This window comes from Aneurinibacillus thermoaerophilus (genome assembly GCF_900099925.1).
Classification (GTDB): domain Bacteria; phylum Bacillota; class Bacilli; order Aneurinibacillales; family Aneurinibacillaceae; genus Aneurinibacillus; species Aneurinibacillus thermoaerophilus.
Map to the genome: position 1 here is coordinate 132,191 of NZ_FNDE01000004.1, position 16,222 is coordinate 148,412.

General features: G+C 44.5%; 21 protein-coding genes and 1 riboswitch. Of the genes, 6 read left to right on the forward strand and 15 right to left on the reverse strand.

Annotated features, from left to right (window positions below; translation table 11 throughout):
• Positions 1-69: 69 nt before the first annotated feature.
• Entirely contained in the window at positions 70-1,257 is a 1,188-nt protein-coding gene (locus BLR88_RS03925) for a hypothetical protein (protein WP_057899435.1), read from the reverse strand.
• Between the two features lie 170 nt (positions 1,258-1,427).
• A riboswitch (cyclic di-AMP (ydaO/yuaA leader) is annotated at positions 1,428-1,554 on the forward strand.
• Between the two features lie 3 nt (positions 1,555-1,557).
• Here BLR88_RS03925 and BLR88_RS03930 point away from each other — a divergent pair.
• The gene (locus BLR88_RS03930) at positions 1,558-1,911 is read left to right on the forward strand and encodes a hypothetical protein (protein ID WP_057899436.1); all 354 of its coding nucleotides are present in this window, start codon (positions 1,558-1,560) and stop codon (positions 1,909-1,911) included.
• 137 nt (positions 1,912-2,048) lie between these two features.
• On the opposite strand, the gene BLR88_RS03935 is transcribed toward BLR88_RS03930, so the two are convergent.
• From BLR88_RS03935 to BLR88_RS03965, 7 genes are all read right to left on the reverse strand, one after another.
• Positions 2,049-2,846, reverse strand: coding sequence for an enoyl-CoA hydratase-related protein (locus BLR88_RS03935; protein WP_057899437.1), 798 nt, complete (start codon positions 2,844-2,846; stop codon positions 2,049-2,051).
• 135 nt (positions 2,847-2,981) lie between these two features.
• Positions 2,982-3,413, reverse strand: a complete 432-nt coding sequence (locus BLR88_RS03940; RefSeq protein ID WP_091259982.1) for a DUF533 domain-containing protein — start codon at positions 3,411-3,413, stop codon at positions 2,982-2,984.
• A gap of 177 nt (positions 3,414-3,590) precedes the next feature.
• Positions 3,591-3,737 (reverse strand): YvrJ family protein, encoded by a 147-nt coding sequence (locus tag BLR88_RS03945; RefSeq protein WP_091259984.1) that lies wholly within the window; start codon positions 3,735-3,737, stop codon positions 3,591-3,593.
• Between the two features lie 11 nt (positions 3,738-3,748).
• Positions 3,749-3,961 carry a DUF2922 domain-containing protein gene (locus BLR88_RS03950; RefSeq protein ID WP_057899439.1) on the reverse strand — a complete coding sequence of 71 codons (213 nt, stop codon included), beginning with the start codon at positions 3,959-3,961 and terminating at the stop codon, positions 3,749-3,751.
• Between the two features lie 36 nt (positions 3,962-3,997).
• Positions 3,998-4,222 carry a DUF1659 domain-containing protein gene (locus BLR88_RS03955; RefSeq protein ID WP_057899440.1) on the reverse strand — a complete coding sequence of 75 codons (225 nt, stop codon included), beginning with the start codon at positions 4,220-4,222 and terminating at the stop codon, positions 3,998-4,000.
• Positions 4,223-4,334: 112 nt separating this feature from the next.
• Positions 4,335-5,222 (reverse strand): phosphatase PAP2 family protein, encoded by an 888-nt coding sequence (locus BLR88_RS03960; RefSeq protein WP_057899441.1) that lies wholly within the window; start codon positions 5,220-5,222, stop codon positions 4,335-4,337.
• A 71-nt stretch (positions 5,223-5,293) separates the two neighbouring features.
• Positions 5,294-6,163 (reverse strand): Rossmann-like and DUF2520 domain-containing protein, encoded by an 870-nt coding sequence (locus tag BLR88_RS03965; RefSeq protein ID WP_057899442.1) that lies wholly within the window; start codon positions 6,161-6,163, stop codon positions 5,294-5,296.
• A gap of 257 nt (positions 6,164-6,420) precedes the next feature.
• Here BLR88_RS03965 and BLR88_RS03970 point away from each other — a divergent pair, with 257 nt between their 5' ends.
• Positions 6,421-7,041 (forward strand): DUF47 domain-containing protein, encoded by a 621-nt coding sequence (locus tag BLR88_RS03970; RefSeq protein ID WP_057899443.1) that lies wholly within the window; start codon positions 6,421-6,423, stop codon positions 7,039-7,041.
• Positions 7,042-7,057: 16 nt separating this feature from the next.
• Positions 7,058-8,056 (forward strand): inorganic phosphate transporter, encoded by a 999-nt coding sequence (locus BLR88_RS03975; protein ID WP_057899444.1) that lies wholly within the window; start codon positions 7,058-7,060, stop codon positions 8,054-8,056.
• A 31-nt stretch (positions 8,057-8,087) separates the two neighbouring features.
• Here the strand turns inward: BLR88_RS03975 and BLR88_RS03980 are convergent, their stop codons facing one another.
• Complete coding sequence (locus BLR88_RS03980) at positions 8,088-8,588, reverse strand: hypothetical protein (protein ID WP_162265038.1); 501 nt, start codon at positions 8,586-8,588, stop codon at positions 8,088-8,090.
• Between the two features lie 47 nt (positions 8,589-8,635).
• Entirely contained in the window at positions 8,636-9,853 is a 1,218-nt protein-coding gene (locus tag BLR88_RS03985; protein ID WP_139184903.1) for a hypothetical protein, read from the reverse strand.
• 401 nt (positions 9,854-10,254) lie between these two features.
• Between BLR88_RS03985 and BLR88_RS03990 the strand changes: the two genes are divergently transcribed.
• Positions 10,255-10,662 (forward strand): globin domain-containing protein, encoded by a 408-nt coding sequence (locus BLR88_RS03990; protein ID WP_091259986.1) that lies wholly within the window; start codon positions 10,255-10,257, stop codon positions 10,660-10,662.
• 83 nt (positions 10,663-10,745) lie between these two features.
• Entirely contained in the window at positions 10,746-10,892 is a 147-nt protein-coding gene (locus BLR88_RS19370) for a hypothetical protein (RefSeq protein WP_156424077.1), read from the forward strand.
• A gap of 23 nt (positions 10,893-10,915) precedes the next feature.
• Here BLR88_RS19370 and BLR88_RS20320 read toward each other — a convergent pair whose 3' ends face one another.
• The gene (locus BLR88_RS20320) at positions 10,916-11,650 is read right to left on the reverse strand and encodes a lytic transglycosylase domain-containing protein (protein ID WP_057899449.1); all 735 of its coding nucleotides are present in this window, start codon (positions 11,648-11,650) and stop codon (positions 10,916-10,918) included.
• Positions 11,651-11,796: 146 nt separating this feature from the next.
• Here BLR88_RS20320 and BLR88_RS04000 point away from each other — a divergent pair, with 146 nt between their 5' ends.
• Positions 11,797-13,311 (forward strand): long-chain-fatty-acid--CoA ligase, encoded by a 1,515-nt coding sequence (locus BLR88_RS04000; protein WP_204244837.1) that lies wholly within the window; start codon positions 11,797-11,799, stop codon positions 13,309-13,311.
• Here the strand turns inward: BLR88_RS04000 and BLR88_RS04005 are convergent.
• From BLR88_RS04005 to BLR88_RS04020, 4 genes are all read right to left on the reverse strand, one after another.
• Entirely contained in the window at positions 13,308-14,093 is a 786-nt protein-coding gene (locus tag BLR88_RS04005) for a hypothetical protein (protein WP_139184904.1), read from the reverse strand. The genes BLR88_RS04000 and BLR88_RS04005 overlap by 4 nt on opposite strands.
• A 391-nt stretch (positions 14,094-14,484) precedes the next feature.
• Positions 14,485-14,787 (reverse strand): 4a-hydroxytetrahydrobiopterin dehydratase, encoded by a 303-nt coding sequence (locus BLR88_RS04010; protein ID WP_057900382.1) that lies wholly within the window; start codon positions 14,785-14,787, stop codon positions 14,485-14,487.
• 55 nt (positions 14,788-14,842) lie between these two features.
• Positions 14,843-15,775, reverse strand: a complete 933-nt coding sequence (locus tag BLR88_RS04015) for a sensor histidine kinase (RefSeq protein ID WP_057899451.1) — start codon at positions 15,773-15,775, stop codon at positions 14,843-14,845.
• A 9-nt stretch (positions 15,776-15,784) separates the two neighbouring features.
• Complete coding sequence (locus BLR88_RS04020; protein ID WP_057899452.1) at positions 15,785-16,204, reverse strand: response regulator; 420 nt, start codon at positions 16,202-16,204, stop codon at positions 15,785-15,787.
• Positions 16,205-16,222 lie beyond the last annotated feature (18 nt).

Below are 16,222 nucleotides of genomic sequence, written 5' to 3' on the forward strand. Positions count from 1 at the left end.
TCACCTCTTCTTTCCGCTCTTACGTTGCCTTTCTGTGAAAGATGCACCTTCGTTCCAAAAGCGACATTCCTATGTCCAAAACAATTTCTGTTCAAACTCCTGAATGATGAGATTCGGGTTCTCTCCCGTCCATTCCGCCAAACGAGCAAGCGCCTCACGGATAAATGCGATAAACTTTTCCAGTTCTTCCTCGTTAAATACAATTTCATCCCCGTTAACGCTCGAAGTCACCACCATAGAAGTAACGAATCGCGTCATCGGCACGTATTCGTCATTAAGAAAATAAAACACGTACGGATATTGTTCAACAAGGCGACTTGCCCAGGCGTTCACCGCTTCATTCTGCATAACATCTTCCAGTTCGCCGGAAAAACCGTAAAATGAAAACACAAGTCCTGCCTTTTTCTGGCGAATCCGTTCTTTGTCTTGCAACACTTCGTCAAAAAAAGTAACCAGTTTTGAAATATCCTCCTGCTCAACCTCTTCGCGCGAAATTTGGATGGGCGTAATATGGGCGAACTCATTATCTTCTGCCAGCTCTTCTTCCTCTTCTGCGCGCTCCGGTTCCCCCCCTATCTCCGCCTGCTTTTCTTCCATCGCAATACGTTCCGACATCATCTTCAACCATTCTTCAAAACGGCGCCAATCCGCTTCGTCCAATTCCCAGCCAATGGCTTCGGCAAACGCTGTAGCCCGTTCACGAGCATCCCATCCAAGCGCCTCGCACGTATCATAAATCATCACAAATCGGCTCTGCATAAACGTTCGCTGTTTTTCCGGGTGAGAAGGAAGCACGAACGTCCGGTAAATCTGTGCCGTCTCCTCATCTGTCCAATCAAAAAATGCGGTCGCATCATAGGTTTCTCTCTCCGCCCCTTCAATGTATTTTCCGATGCGTTTGCCTAAAAATTCATCCGCTTCTGCCATCAGTTCTGGAGAGAGACGCAGTTGCAGCCGACCTTCTCGACGTAACCCCAGCTCAATTTGTCCTAAAATGTCTTCCACTATACGAGCGATTTGTTTATAACTGTGATGCTCAATTTTTTCCCGGGTAATAACATATATTTGCGGCTCATCACGTCGTTCCAACGCTCTGTTTGAACCATGTTCATTTTCCCCCGAATTAGGTAGAGAAGCACTTTCCTCCGCTAGCTCTTCCCAAGGTATCTCGCCCGTCCGTTCCGCATCCACGCACTCACTTTCGTGTTCTTTCTGCTTTCGTCCTGCAAATACTTTGCGCAGGAATTGTCTGACCATGCTTCATCCTCCTGTTGCCTTTTCCTCAACGTATTCGACACGCTTTTCTTTTTTTCCTACACTATTTTACTGGGAAAAAAACGACACGAAAAGCATCAAAAGCACGTAATCCGTGCACGCTAAAAATCTAATTGACAACAATCGTGCCTGTGCTTTATTATAATCCAATCATGATTCAATCGCCGAATCCGAAAGGAGCGGGGGACCCATATAATAGGGGTGAATCACCTCTGGTGTAGGGCATTGCCTTGTGTCCGAACCCGTCAGCTAACCTCGTAGGCAAAGTTAAGGAGAGGAATTATGGTCAGCTTTTTCAGGAGTGTATTGAAGAGGGAAAATAAAGCAAAGTCACTGGAAGAACTACAAACTGATGCTAAAAAATGCTTGTCCGCTTTGATAGGGAAAAAAGTGACTGTAACAGTGGAAACAAACCAAGAGAAGAAAGAAATGAAAGGAATTCTAAAAAAAGTATCAGCCGAAATTATGGGAAATAAACACCAATGCTTGCATTTCTACCTCGATATTAATACGCAAAGCATCGGGACAATGGAAGTGAGTTCAGTATATGAAGATGACAAAAGCATAGTCATTCTCTGCGAACCGGACTATGCGCGACCAGGCCACTACAACAAAATTATTACTGTGACTAAATAATATACGCACCCTGCTTTTACAGCAGGGTGTCAAACTAAATGCTGCTAAAATTGACTAATCAACACGCCTGATAGAAAACAAACCATAACGAGATTGATACCTCGCTATGGTCTGTTTTTTGTCTTCTCATCCTCTCACTATTCTCCTCTGAACTGCGGCTTGCGCTTTTCGCTGAAAGCATTGAGCGCTTCCACGCGATCTTTAGTCGGAATAATCGTTTCATAAGCTTTCGTTTCAATTTTCAAGCCGGTTTTCAAATCAACTTCCGTCCCGTAGTTGATAGCATATTTCGCCTGAATAACGGCGAGCGGCCCATTCTGCATTATTTCTTCCGCCAGTTCCCGGCATTTAGGAATAAGTCCCTCACGCGTTGTCACTCCGTTAAGAATGCCGAGCGATTCAGCTGTTGCCGCATCGATTTTACGCGCTGTCAAAATCAGTTCTTTTGCTTTGCCTTTTCCGATAAGGCGGGGCAGGCGCTGCGTCCCGCCTGCGCCCGGAATAATCGCCCAACTTACTTCTGTCATGCCAAGCTTCGCTGAGTCGACCGCATAACGAAAATCGCAGGCTAGCGCCATTTCAAAGCCGCCGCCGAAACAAAAGCCGTTAATCGCGGCGATGGTCGGCTGGGGAAGCTCTTCTACCATATCGAACACGAAGCGAATTTTATGGATAAACTGGCGTACCTGCGCTTCGCTCATTGTCCGTCTTTCTTTCAGATCCGCACCCGTGCTGAACGAACGCTCTCCAGCCCCAGTGAAAATGACGGCACGGATGTCCCTGTCAAAGCGGATCTGATCAAGAGTTTGCTCAAGTTGCGTGAGCGTTTCATAATCAAAGCAATTCAATTCATCGGGACGATTCAGTGTTACAAATGCAAGGTGTCCCTCTTTTTCCATCAGTACTTTCGATTTTGCCGCTCCTTCATTATTCATGCATTTGCCCTCACTTTTCCTATCGTTTTCCATACACTTTTGCAGTAAAAGTTCGACAAATGTATGCGTTTTCCTTCTATTATTAATGCTAATCATATGAATAGCACAACAAATATATTTTGCAACGAAAGTTCCTTAACGGTTTGTCACAATGTTTTCCCAACGCGCCATCCAAGCAATCCCTTCCCTTACCCACTGTTCGATTTCTTTGATTTTATCCAGGGCAAGACCAAGCGCCTGCCCTATCGAGTAGATAAGAGCAATTTCTTCCGACACAATTTCCTTGTCCAGCGACGCCAACTTAAACATTTTGCGAATCAACATCATTTTCTCCAGTGTAGTAAGATAAGGACTTACCTCTAATGCTAACGCTTTCGGATCTTTCGGGTTTTCCAAATCATCATGGAAGATCTGGCGCTCACGCACAGTAAATGTATCCAGGTTTACTTGCTGAAAAATTCTTTCCTTTTCTTCTTCATCCATGTATCCATCTGCTTGCGCCACACAAATCAATAAACGAATTTCATATAGTTTCGGATGGCTAGCCACATCCGTTATTTCTTTCATCTATTTTAATCCTCCTTTATGAAAACGCTTTACCAACATTATAACACTTTTATTTATCATAATTTGTGATGAAAATCGTAACGTTTCTGTCATATATACGTCCGTTCCAGATAAATATGACTTGTCTACATGAGAAACGGCCCCGCCGCTTGCGAGGAAGGGCCGCTTTTGTTTCACCTATTCCTTTATTGAGTAAAGCGTCTGCGTCAGTTGCGTGATGGAGGATGCGAGTTGCTCCAATTTTGCTTCAATGCGAACAAGCAAATAAAGCGTAATTGTCACCGGAAATCCGACATTGGAAATAAACGCTACCCACTCATTCACCACTTTTTCTCCTACACCACGATAGAGGATACGGTCTGATCAAGCAAACGTGCAGCTTTCTTTCCGACCACATGGCCCGCTTTTGTTACAAACATCTGTTTATCCACAATAAGGTCCATCACCCGGGCCACTTCCACCGAATCTACCGGCAGTTTCGGATTAGGAATTATAATCCGCATGGTGCCGCCACCGCTCATCGTGAACGTCAATTCCAGCGTTTTCATTTTGTCTTCCTCCTTCACCTTTTTAGACATCCAGATTTACGCTTCTATCAATTCGCGCTCTACGATCTGATAGACACCAACAAGTGGCAGAGTTTGAAGCGCTCCTAAAGCATTGGCTACCTCCCAGATGTCTTCCTGGCTAACGGTCAGCGCCAAATTCTTATACGTTTTTTTCGTTACTTTCATGTCTCCTTTGGCATCCATTCCGTCTTCAAACAACAATACCATCTGCATAGCCTTTACGTTTTCTTTTACTGCCATTTTGCTCCCTCCTTCCCTTCGGCCCGTCGGCCTTTCTACTTTATAATTCCGCGCATCTTTACCAGACGGGGACAATCTAAAAGAAAAAAAGAGGGCTTATGCCCCCTCTTTATTAACGATTGATCCGCTGTATAGCTTTGCTTTCTCCGTGAATCGGAATGGCGCGCGTTACCGCGCGTGAAGCCCGCAACATTTCCCTTGCTTCCAAACGCGCAATAATAAACGGTGCAAGCCGCTCGGCTACAAGATACAACGCCCAGCCAAGTACAAGCCCACCCAGCACGTCGAATACCCAATGAATGCGCAAATACAGCGTCGTAAAAATAATAAGCACGCTATAAATGCTCCACAGAGTCGCAAACCGTCTGTTCTCACGCAAAGCCAAAAGCAAGCAAGAGAATGCGACCGACGTATGCAGACTCGGAAAACAGTTTTTCACGGAATAAGGAACGTGACCCCAGTTATGTCCCATGATCGACCACACCTCATGCACGTTAAAAAATAAATAAAACGGCAAGGCGATCATTCCGTGCACGAACCAGTTTACGAACAAAAGACGAACAAGGGTTTGGCGATTCACCGTTATGTACGCATACACCGCGTATACAAGATATACGGCGATAAACCCAATAACGTACACGTCATACAATGGATCATGTACCGTTGGTTCCCGAAACCAAAAAAATGATCCGTCATTGTAGGGAATAGAGGCCATGAATGCATTTGCGTCAAAATAAAACGGCTGTTTCTGCGCCCAGGCATGCAACGGTTCATTGGCCTGGAAAATTAATGTAGAAATAATGCCCATTCCAACAATGAGCAGCAGAATAAGTGTGTTCGTAAGCCATTGATGGCGGTTTGCACATCGTATCCGCTCCATGTCACGCTCCGTTACCGTAAGGGGAAGAAAAAGCAAAATAATAAATAAGCTGTTAAAGCCAATTTCATACGAAACGAGGAGCGCGATAAATAAAACAAACCAAAAGCGTTGCATCATCATTTTATGTCACCTTTTCTACCTTAACTAAGCATTCTCTCTATAACTATCTACCGCGCAACTCTAAAAATAAATTATTCAAATAAACGCGTCAATTCGGTGATTTTTTCTTGATCTTTTAATTGCGCGCGCCTAGCTGTGGAAAGCGTCATCTGTCCGAGCGCTCGATAACCGGGCACAAAATGAGAAGCGCACCCTTGAATCGCCGTGATATGCGTCGCGACCGTTGCCACATCTCCGCGCGCCACCGGCCCTGTCAGTGCCCTAACTGTCCCTTTTTCAGCCACATTTTGCACCGTCGTTTTGATAAGAGGAACAAGAGCTGGCAATGCCTGTTCCTCCTCAATTCCGACCAGCTTCATTAATTCCAATGCATAATCAATAACACCGACCAGACCATTGGAAGCGATGCTGGCAGCTGCATGATACAGCGGCTTCTGTCGGGCATCAATCACAAAATACCGGCGACCCAATTCATCCAGCCAGGCGCTCAGCATTTCCACTGCGGCCGCCTCACCCTCTATGCTAAACATTGCCTCCTCCATCGCTCGTGCACCCGATTCTCCATCAGCAAACGTTTGCAGAGGATGCAATGAAGCAACTAGCGCGCCTTTGGCCGTAAGCGGCGCCAATAATTCAGAAGTACCGGCTCCACTCATATGAAAAATCAACTTTCCTGCAATATGTATTCCGCTATCGACGATCTCTTCCGTTACACGTTCAATAGCTCCGTCATTCGTTGTAATGGCGATCCAATCGCTGCGTTCCAATAGGTCACGCACTGTTTGGAATGCCTGGCATGTCTCGCTAACAAATGCGGAAGCTTTTTGCGCATGCGCGTATGTGCGGCTATAATAGCCGGCGACCCTCCTGCCGCGCCGCGCCAAATAAATGCCGAAAGCGGTGCCTAGCCTCCCGGCTCCGATAAAGCCGATGGTTTCCATTTTTTCTCTTCTCCTCCTATTGTGCCTGCTTTTCAATATAGCATGCAGCAATCCCTGCAAAAAAACAAGACAATCTCCATGTTATTTTTGATAAAAAAAACTATTATCTAAGCAGAAGCATATTTTACTTTGTAAAGTTTATGTAAATTTTATAAGATCCACGTTGTCTTTCGGTAAATTTTTAATTAAGATTTCAATGTCCAACGTGATTTGCTAAAATGAACTTTGTATGAAAAAATTTTTGGAGGTATTGTTGCATGATTTTCTCGGCAAAACGAGATGTTTTCCTGGAGATGCTTTCCACAATCGCAGACAATGTCAGAGACTCCGCGAAATACTTCGTTGATTTTAAAATTAAAAACGAAGAAGATTTAAAAGAATTCGCCACTAAGATGAAAGAATATGAAACAAAAGGCGACAAGTACATTCATGAAATTATTGTAGCACTCAACAAGACGTTTATTACCCCGCTGGAAAGAGAAGATATCCTCGAATTAGCGAACGCGATGGACGACATTCTGGATGGCATGGAACAATGTGCTTCACGTTTTGAGATGTATAACATCACACAAGCCGATGACTACATGATCGAATTTACCAAAAAAATTCTCGAAAGTACGGAGGAAGTAGCTAAATCCACCAAATTACTGAACAAAAAGAAACTGATGGATATCCGTCCGCACGCGATTAAAATCAACGATTTGGAATCTCAGTGCGACGAATTGCTCCGTGTCTGTATTAAAGAACTGTTTATCAAAGAAAAAGACCCGATTAAAATTATGCAATATAAAGAGCTGTATGAAATCTTTGAAAGCATTTCAGACAGCTGTGAAGACGTAGCCGATACCCTCGAAACGATCATCATGCGAAACGCGTAAGGAGAGGCTCTTTTTTATGGATACAACACTGGTACTTATCATTGCGATCGTTTGTCTCGCGTTGGCGTTCGACTTTATTAACGGATTTCATGACACGGCCAATGCAATCGCGACTTCGGTATCGACACGTGCGCTCTCCCCACGCGTGGCAATTATTCTTGCGGCTACGATGAACTTCGTTGGCGCGCTTACATTCACCGGGGTCGCCAAAACGGTAACAAAAGGAATTGTAGACCCTTTTACGCTGGAAAACGGTTCTGCCGTTGTACTGGCAGCTTTGATGGCGGCGATTGCCTGGAACCTGATTACATGGTGGTATGGAATTCCGAGCAGCTCTTCGCACGCCCTCATTGGTTCTATTGCAGGCGCAGCCATTGCGGCTGCCGGTTTTGATGCCCTGAACTATAGCGGTTTTATCAAAATTATTGAATCCCTTGTCATTTCGCCATTTATCGCGTTAGCAGTCGGTTTTATCATCATGTCTCTGTTTGCGATCATATTTAAAAATTTCAATCTTGGCAAAACGAACCGGGGATTCCGAACCTTTCAAATCTTTACCGCTGCCCTACAATCATACTCGCACGGCACAAATGATGCACAGAAAGCGATGGGGATTATTACGCTAGCGTTAATTGCCGGGGGATTTCAGAGTACGACCGATATCCCGGAGTGGGTGCGGTTTAGCGCTGCACTCGCTATGGGGCTGGGCACATCAATTGGCGGCTGGAAAATTATCAAAACAGTCGGCGGAAAAATTATGAAATTGCAACCGGTCAATGGGGCTGCGGCAGATTTATCTTCGGCACTTATTATCTTTGGATTCACTGCGCTCCATTTACCCGTTAGCACGACCCATGTAATTTCTTCGGCTATTATGGGCGTAGGTGCCGCCAAAAGGGTCAAAGGTGTAAAGTGGGGGGTAGCTCGACGGATCGTTATCACGTGGATTATTACTTTGCCAATTTCCGCGCTGCTTGCCGGCATTTTCTATAAAATTGTGGCGCTATTTCTATAACAATCACCCAGCGGAAAAAACCGCTGGGATTTTACTTTTTACAACTGTATATTTGCACTTTCACATTCCCCAACCCTTCAACAGCATGCACAACCATAATGCCCAGTTTCGTGTCGTTCGCTTTATCTTGCAATTGCTTAACAACAAGAAATAAATCTTGGTACAAGTATGAGAAGTCAACATGTCTATGCGGATATTTCTGCTTTAGCTTCTGGTCTACATCCTTCAACTTCTTTCCTGTCACTAACAAATTCTGTGCCAATTGAGCGCTGACCTGAGGGGTTAACTTATACCTTGCCTGATACTCCAGAATATCTTTATATATAGTGCTTATCTGTTCAATCACTTCTTCGCCGTGCAACGCCTGGAATTCCGTTAAATAACTTGCTGCCACATGCTGTTGATATTTCATAAATCCAAGATAAAAAACGGTAAGAATGAACATATACAAAATCAAATATTTTCCGATTTTCTTTTTCAACTCAATCCCCCTCCGCTCTTTTCCCTTCTTGTACATGTTATTCTTGTCCATTGCGGTTTTATGTCACAAAAAAAACCGAAGCATGTCCGCTTCGGTTTTTATAGAAAAAGCTCTTTCTCCCACTGCTTCATTTGTTGCTCCAGCGTAGAACGATGCACTTTATGATGCTGGATTTTTTCTCTGTGCTTTTCTACTTCCTGCTCCAATTGATAACGCCAGCGCCGAATTTCCTGAATCTTGCCGTCGCAATCATGAATTTGTTTAATACGATCCATGTAATAAACCGGAAGCCGAATAATATCCTTCTTCATGGCGACCATCTCTTCAACCAGTTTCGCCGCAAGCCGTTTCGTTTCCCGTTCCATCTGCGCGTCGCTAATGCTCGTATCAATTCGGTGCCATAGGCTGCGCAGCAAGCCTTCCTCCTCTTGGGCATCATCCTTTTCTTCTTCTCTCCGTTCCGCAAGCTCTACCATCCGGTTCCAAACAACTTTTGCTTTCCCGCCGAAAATCCCTTCAAATTTTTGAATATCATGCGGTATACGATTCATTAGCGCCGCCTTAATATTTTCTCTTTCTTCAGCGATCTGATCCAGCTGACGCTGCAGCACTTTCATATTACTTGTCTTCTGTTCCAGCAAACGTTCTTCCAACTCAATCGCATACGTATGCTCGCTCATTTTTTTCTGAAGGTGGTCATAAATTCCTTTCTTTTCCTGCCAGTAACGCAAGAAGCTCTGAATCCTAGCCTCTGTTTCTTCCGAAGTCAATTGCTCGTTCCAAAGAAACACGACATAGAGCGCAAACGGCAGCAACTTCTCACGCAAACGCTGGGCAGAAAACGCAGGCAACGTTTTGCCCGTCGGTTCAAGCAGGCGCTGGACATATATGGCGATACTCTGCGCGTCCGGGCACAGCGTCTCCTGGATTCCTTCCCCTTCGCGCCGAATCGTTTCGATCTTTTCGCCTTCGTACACAAGCAAATCAAGCAATGTCTCTCCTTGGAACTCCTTGTCCGATTTCGAAAGTTCCTCAATCGCTTGCTGCACAATAAAATTTGTATTTTGCACAAAATCCTCTTTCGTTATGTATGATAATTTTTCATTATGCACGGCCTGATTTAAACGAATTAACAGCTTTAGGAGCAATTCGTTGCGCGACCATCCGCTGGCTCTGGCCGCTTCTCTTTCTATCGTTAAGCTTAATTTGCCAGACAAAAGTTCTAATACATTGCTTTTGTCCATCAAAGCGAATAACAGGCGCGCGACCGTATCGGACAGCGAAACGAGCGCTTTGGCAAAAGCTTGTTTCTCCATGTCTCTTTCCCCTTTCCCGCTGATTTTCGCCATTGTAATACGAAATAAATGTACCATAAGAAAATAGAAATTCTTATTTTTCCTCTTTTTTGACAAATTCGACAAAAATAGAATCATTTCCTTTGGAATTTAATACCAAATTATGACAAGATTCACATGCAATCTGTGGCATAATATATGTGTAATCTCCTATTGGCACTGTCATAGCGGGTGTAGGTCATGCTAGCCGTAAACCGTAGCCAATCGGAATCTTGTTGCTATAACCACTCCTCTATTTTGCCCCTGTCTTGCCACAGGGGCGCTTTTTTTAGCTATCGTATCTAGCACCGCTTTTTTCTATCGTTCCAGATAAAATAATGTATAATGAAAAAAGCATGAGCATCTGGAGGGATTAATAAACGATGATATCACAAACTCCTTACGAAGCCATCGGGGGCGAAGAAACGATTCGCAAACTGGTAAATGCTTTTTACCTGCGGGTAGCCAAAGACCCTTTGTTGCGTCCGATCTTTCCTGAAGACTTGACGCTAACTACACAGAAACAATTCATGTTTCTTACACAATTTTTAGGCGGAGAACCGCTCTATAGCAACGTATATGGCCATCCGATGATGCGGGCACGCCATATGCGGTTCCAGATTACCCCGAAGCGTGCGGAACGCTGGCTTGCATTGATGAAAGGGGCAATGGATGAAATCGGAATGGAAGGTCCCGCCCGGGAATATATGTACCAGCGTTTGATTCAAGTGGCGCATCATATGGTGAATTCACCGGATGACGAGACGACAAACCACCTTGCTTCCCTATAATGAATATTTTTACGAAACCAGGGCAGGCTATGGGACAAACCGCAGTAACACCAAACGTCTATGGAAAAGGGGGTAAACCGTACATGAATTTTGCAGCGTTTCTTGTTGGATTAGCTGCAGTCATCACGCTCGGTTATTATCTTATCCCGGCGTTTAGTCCAAAACTTGCCGAACGCCTAAAAATCGCTGAAGCAGAAAAGGCCCCTTCCGATTCTGAAACAGAACGGTAAGGAGCCTTTCTGCTTTTCGCAAACTATACAAGCATGGCGGTGATTTTGCGTACGTAATTCTGCGTTTCTTTAAACGGCGGAATGCCACCATACTTCTTCACATTACCGGGACCAGCATTATAAGCGGCAAGCGCCAATTCAATATTACCGTTGTAGCGATCCAGCAGCGATTTTAAATAACGAGCGCCGCCGTTCACGTTTTCTTCAATATCAAACGGATTTTTTACGCCAAGCGCCGCAGCCGTCCGGGGCATAAGCTGCATAAGTCCCATCGCACCTGCCCCGGAACGCGCATTCGGATTGAACCCACTTTCTTGATGGATGACAGCCCTAAGCAATTTCGCAGGCACTCCATGCCGCTCAGCGGCCGCAACAATCACCCTTTCAATTTCCGCACGTCCTGCCGATCCCCCGTATGGATTTATCGGCACGGCCCGTGCTGTCAGCGCTGCTGGCAAAGGCGTAAATTCTTCACGCTGTCCGGCAATTTCTCCGGCCACGGATTGTCCAATGTTCGTCGTCGCCCGTGAAGACGTTGCCATCATCGCCGCTATCAAATCCGGTGCCATACTTTCTCGATCCGGATTCATCGCAAGCAGAGCCGCTTCGTCCTTTACGGCAGCTGCCAGCATATCCGCAAACGTGCCGGATTGTCCGGATAGCATTTCTTCTCCTAGCTTTTGTTTGATTTTTGGTTTTTTCTCAGCCATCGACAAGATGACTCCATCCATAAACCACTGCGATGAAGCAATTTCCATCCTACATCCCCTTCCGTATCACTCCATACTTATTCTATTTTACCCGGTTTTTCCATCATAAATAAAGAAGGAATTTTAGAAAAAACGCTATTTTACACTTCATTGTTCCCTATGTATACTGAATAAAGGTAAAGGAGGAATAACATTTGATAATCAATGAAATTAAAGGGTTGCATCTCGGAAATTTTTATTTAACTCATTCTAAGCCCAACGATACAGCCTTGATTTACCACGATAAAAAAATTACCTATGAAAAGCTGGACAAAAATATCCGGCAATACGCTGCTTATTTGCGGCAAAACGGCATAAAAAAGGGCGACGTGGTAGCGCTTAGCTGCTACAATACTCCAGAGTTTATCTACAGCTATTTTGCGATTGCCCACATTGGGGCGATTGTTGTACCACTTAATCTTACGCTTACAATGGAAGAAATTGCATATATTATCGGAAATGCCAATACGAAAGCGATATTTGTCCATGAAAACATTTTAGCCAAGCTGAAAGTAGCTCCCGAGCAACTAAAAACAGCGCTTGGTCTGCATAGCGTATTTGTCATCAATGCCGAGACATCTGCATCCATCGCCGCGCTTACGCCAGACGAAGCAACGGAAGTCAACCCGAAAGCAATATCTACCCTTCTATACACGTCGGGTACAACCGGAAAACCGAAAGGTGCAATGCTGAGCCATGAAAACTTGCTGGCAAATACCGCGTCATGCAATCGCCTACTGGAGTTGAACGCAAATGATGTCTTTATGTGTGTGCTTCCGATGTTCCACACGTTCGGATTCACTACTTCCGTCCTACTTCCGCTGTACGCGGGTTCAACCATTGTCATCCATGAGGCGTTCCAACCTAAAGAAATTATACAATCTTTACTACAAAACCGTGTAACCGTATTCTGCGGCGTACCGGCAATGTACGTTGTGTTGGCACAGGCAATGCGATCAGGTAAAGTGGAATTTCCGGACTTGCGCTTCGCCATCTCCGGTGGTTCGCCGCTGCCGGTAGAAGTGCTTACCCTATTTAATCACCAGTATAAAATCCCGCTTGTAGAAGGATATGGGCTCACGGAGGCATCGCCAGTAGTAAGCTTAAACCCGTTGCACGGTGAGAAAAAACCAGGCTCCATCGGCAAACCACTTCCGGGCGTGGAAGTACGCATTGTGGATGAAAAGGGAAATAAGCTTGGCGCTGGAGAAAGCGGAGAAATTATCGTACGCGGCCCAAATGTCATGCAAGGGTATTATCATATGCCGAAAGCGACCAGTGAAACGATTGTAGACGGCTGGCTACATACCGGCGACATCGGCTATATCGACCAAGAGGGTTATATTTTTATCGTCGATCGCAAGAAAGATATCATTATTACGCGCGGACTGAACGTATATCCACGTGAAATTGAAGAAGTATTGTACAAGCATCCCGCTGTACTGGAAGCTGCTGTTATTGGCGTTTCGGATTCGGTAAAAGGCGAGGTTGTTAAAGCATTCGTTGTACCGAAAGAAGGAGAAACACTGGACCGCAGAACGGTGCTTGATTTCCTGAAACCTCACCTAGCGGCTTACAAAATGCCGCGCTTTGTAGAAATCGTAGATTCGTTACCAAAAAACGCGACTGGAAAAATTCTCAAAAAGGAATTGCGCAATCGGCCGCACTAGCCAATCGTATGAATAATAAACAATAGTAAAATTCCAATCATAAGTATGGAAAACGGATTGTTTTTTCTCAGCGAAGAAGCCAGGCTATAAATGCTTATACACAGAAAAAAAAGAACGATAAGCACAAATAGCCACACACCTGCAAGCATATGCCGGTTCCAATTCTCTACCAGCCTTAGCATGATCGCACCGTGGAGTGCAGCGACCGCTACCGCCAACTGTGAAAGAAAAGACAAACCATGAGCGCCCGCGCGGCCAGATCGGCGATATGCTGTGCGGCCGCCGCGGCTTAACACAGCGAATAGTGTATATGGAAGCAAAGCAGCAATGACCGCAAGATAACCAATTCCCTGTCCAATCTGATACAACATGCTGCCATCAGCCGGTTCACCGCCGGCTTTCTCCACAGGCGGCCCCTGCTCTTGTGTAGGCTTTTCTTCCTGAATAGGCAATACGACCGTCTTTCCTTGTTTGGGATTCGCCTCCGTTTTTTGTTTACTGGAAGGAGAGGACTGATGGAGTGCTTCACCCTGCTGTCCGGGTGTTTCAATGATTCCCCCCTCTTCTCCTTCCACCGCCTTGTTTCCCTCATTTGCCGCTTGCGTTTCGCCATGATCCGATTCCATTGATTGCACAGGAGCCGTATCTTGATAATCCGTTATGGGAGTCATCACAAACAAAAAAAGCAAAATGCTAAGCATAACAATACCAAGCAGCAAGATACACCAGATAATGTTGCGTACCCACACTCCTGCTTCAGCTCCTTTAAACCGCTCGTACATTCATTAGTTGTATATATGCGCACCCGCTTAGAATATATAACATCAGATAAAAAAGGAATCGGTATCTATCTATACGGTTAAGTGAACTGAATGAATGGTTCCCTAATCTTTAAACCATAATCTCTTCTAGCAAAGTCTCTAAATCAAGATTTAGTTGCACTGTGTATATGGTTGAGCCAGGAAGTGGCCAGTACATCTCTATATACTTTCGCTACTTAACATAGTAAATTGTTGACTATACCAAAAACTTTAAGGACCAAAAAGAATAGTTCCCCAAATAAAATAAAAAGGAGGAAAAAACACAATACAATTAAAGGAATTTTAACCAAAAAAAAGAAGTAGTGTTTAATACACTACTTCTGTAATGATTCTAATTACCTTTTACGTACAATTAAATCGCTTTCGGTCGTGATACGAGGAGCTGATTGATTTTTTGTGCAAGCGCAAAGTCTTTGCCTGTTAGCCCGTTTTCGTCGTGCGTGGTGAGACGTAATTTGACCTTGTTATAGCGGATGTCAATGTCAGGATGATGATTTGCGTCTTCAGCAAACTCACCTACACGATTGACAAACGCAAGCGCCTCACGGAAATTCGCGAACGTAATGTTTCGTTCAATATACGCGCCGCCTTCCAGGTTCCAACCAAAGATTTTGGAAAGATTCAATTCGATTTGCTCTTGCGATAATTTAGCCATCTTCATCACCCTTTCTTCTTCCCAATTTTTCGCCCACTACTACTCTATGCATAACCTATATTGTTTTTTCCCTGGGTAGGGAAACAATAAACAAAGAACCTTTACCAAGTTGGCTACGCACCTCAATTTTTCCTTGGTGGCCGCGCACCAAGCTTTTCGTAATCGCAAGCCCTAAACCAAAGCCTTCGTATTTTTTGTTGTAGGAAGAGTCTGCTTGTTTGAAAGGCTGATAAATCTGGGTAATCTGATCTTCGGAAATTCCTATACCATTATCTTCTACTTCTAGGCGGCAATATCCTTTTAACGTATAAGTGCGGATGGTAATATGTCCACCGGATGGCGTGTATTTAATGGCGTTATGAAGCAAATTAGCAATAATTTGTTTGACTTTTCCTCTGTCCGCATAAAGCCAAAGCGGAGTGTCTTTATGAACCACTTCTACTTTGTGCCCTTTTTTTACTATGCTTGTCGCAAATTCTTCAACCGTCTCATTCACAATCTCTTCCAGTTGAACACGAGATATTTTCATCTCCAACTTTCCAGATTCAATGCGTGAAAAATCGATTAAGTCGTTAATAAGGAGCAGCAAATCTTCTGATTTACGGTGAACGGTCTGAATACACTTTAAATTGGTCGCGTCCCCTTCTTCTTTGGAAAGACGCTCGGCCAAAAGCTCTGAGTATCCGATAATAACCGTAAGTGGCGTGCGTAGTTCGTGGGATACATTCGCTAAAAATTCCGTTTTTAGACGATCTAGCTCAGCTAATTGCCGGTTATTTTCCTCCAGCATTTTATTTTGCCGCGACATTTTAACGATAAAAGCGCCAAGCAAGCCAATGAGCCAAAGAATAATCAGCACGCTGACTCTCAACTCTGTACTACAAATCCGTTCCGGCGCGGCGATAAGCATATAAATCAGCCATCCTACCAAAGGAAAAATGATCAAAAAAAACAGCATGCCAAAACCTAACGAAATTTTCTTTTTCACCGCTTTTTTCTACTCCTCCTCACAAGACAAAGAAACGGATGGCGACTCTTCGTTTTTTCCCTTGGTCATATACATCTCGATCTTCTCAAGAAAACTGCGGATCCGGACAGGCTTCGTAATATAGCCTACGCATCCCGCTTCCAAAGCGGATTTAATGTCCGATTTCATCGCGAGGGCAGAAAGCGCGACAATAGGGATAGACGCAAGCTGGGGGATGGATTTAATCGCCCGCGTTACAGCTAGTCCATCCATTCCCGGCATATGAATATCCATTAAAATTAAGTCAGGATGGAATTCTTCTAGCATTTCCAACGCCTTTAAGCCATTCTCAGCTACATGCACTGTATATTCTGGCTTTAATTGCAAAATTTCCACAAACAATTCTCGATTAGAAGGATTATCCTCTACAAGCAATATATGTTGTGCCATCTTGCACTTCCCCTTTAC

Bases quoted from the DNA above. Each gene is read 5' to 3' on its own strand.
- BLR88_RS03975 (WP_057899444.1), top strand. From the start codon at position 7,058: ATGGATACAACACTGGTACTTATCATTGCGATCGTTTGTCTCGCGTTG.
- BLR88_RS03950 (WP_057899439.1), bottom strand. From the start codon at position 3,961: ATGAAAACGCTGGAATTGACGTTCACGATGAGCGGTGGCGGCACCATG.
- BLR88_RS03930 (WP_057899436.1), top strand. From the start codon at position 1,558: ATGGTCAGCTTTTTCAGGAGTGTATTGAAGAGGGAAAATAAAGCAAAG.
- BLR88_RS03960 (WP_057899441.1), bottom strand. From the start codon at position 5,222: ATGATGATGCAACGCTTTTGGTTTGTTTTATTTATCGCGCTCCTCGTT.
- BLR88_RS04010 (WP_057900382.1), bottom strand. From the start codon at position 14,787: ATGGCTAAATTATCGCAAGAGCAAATCGAATTGAATCTTTCCAAAATC.
- BLR88_RS04005 (WP_139184904.1), bottom strand. From the start codon at position 14,093: ATGTACGAGCGGTTTAAAGGAGCTGAAGCAGGAGTGTGGGTACGCAAC.
- BLR88_RS04020 (WP_057899452.1), bottom strand. From the start codon at position 16,204: ATGGCACAACATATATTGCTTGTAGAGGATAATCCTTCTAATCGAGAA.
- BLR88_RS03940 (WP_091259982.1), bottom strand. From the start codon at position 3,413: ATGAAAGAAATAACGGATGTGGCTAGCCATCCGAAACTATATGAAATT.
- BLR88_RS03925 (WP_057899435.1), bottom strand. From the start codon at position 1,257: ATGGTCAGACAATTCCTGCGCAAAGTATTTGCAGGACGAAAGCAGAAA.
- BLR88_RS03935 (WP_057899437.1), bottom strand. From the start codon at position 2,846: ATGAATAATGAAGGAGCGGCAAAATCGAAAGTACTGATGGAAAAAGAG.
- BLR88_RS03955 (WP_057899440.1), bottom strand. From the start codon at position 4,222: ATGGCAGTAAAAGAAAACGTAAAGGCTATGCAGATGGTATTGTTGTTT.
- BLR88_RS20320 (WP_057899449.1), bottom strand. From the start codon at position 11,650: ATGGAAATTGCTTCATCGCAGTGGTTTATGGATGGAGTCATCTTGTCG.
- BLR88_RS03970 (WP_057899443.1), top strand. From the start codon at position 6,421: ATGATTTTCTCGGCAAAACGAGATGTTTTCCTGGAGATGCTTTCCACA.
- BLR88_RS03990 (WP_091259986.1), top strand. From the start codon at position 10,255: ATGATATCACAAACTCCTTACGAAGCCATCGGGGGCGAAGAAACGATT.
- BLR88_RS03965 (WP_057899442.1), bottom strand. From the start codon at position 6,163: ATGGAAACCATCGGCTTTATCGGAGCCGGGAGGCTAGGCACCGCTTTC.
- BLR88_RS19370 (WP_156424077.1), top strand. From the start codon at position 10,746: ATGAATTTTGCAGCGTTTCTTGTTGGATTAGCTGCAGTCATCACGCTC.
- BLR88_RS03980 (WP_162265038.1), bottom strand. From the start codon at position 8,588: ATGGACAAGAATAACATGTACAAGAAGGGAAAAGAGCGGAGGGGGATT.
- BLR88_RS03985 (WP_139184903.1), bottom strand. From the start codon at position 9,853: ATGGAGAAACAAGCTTTTGCCAAAGCGCTCGTTTCGCTGTCCGATACG.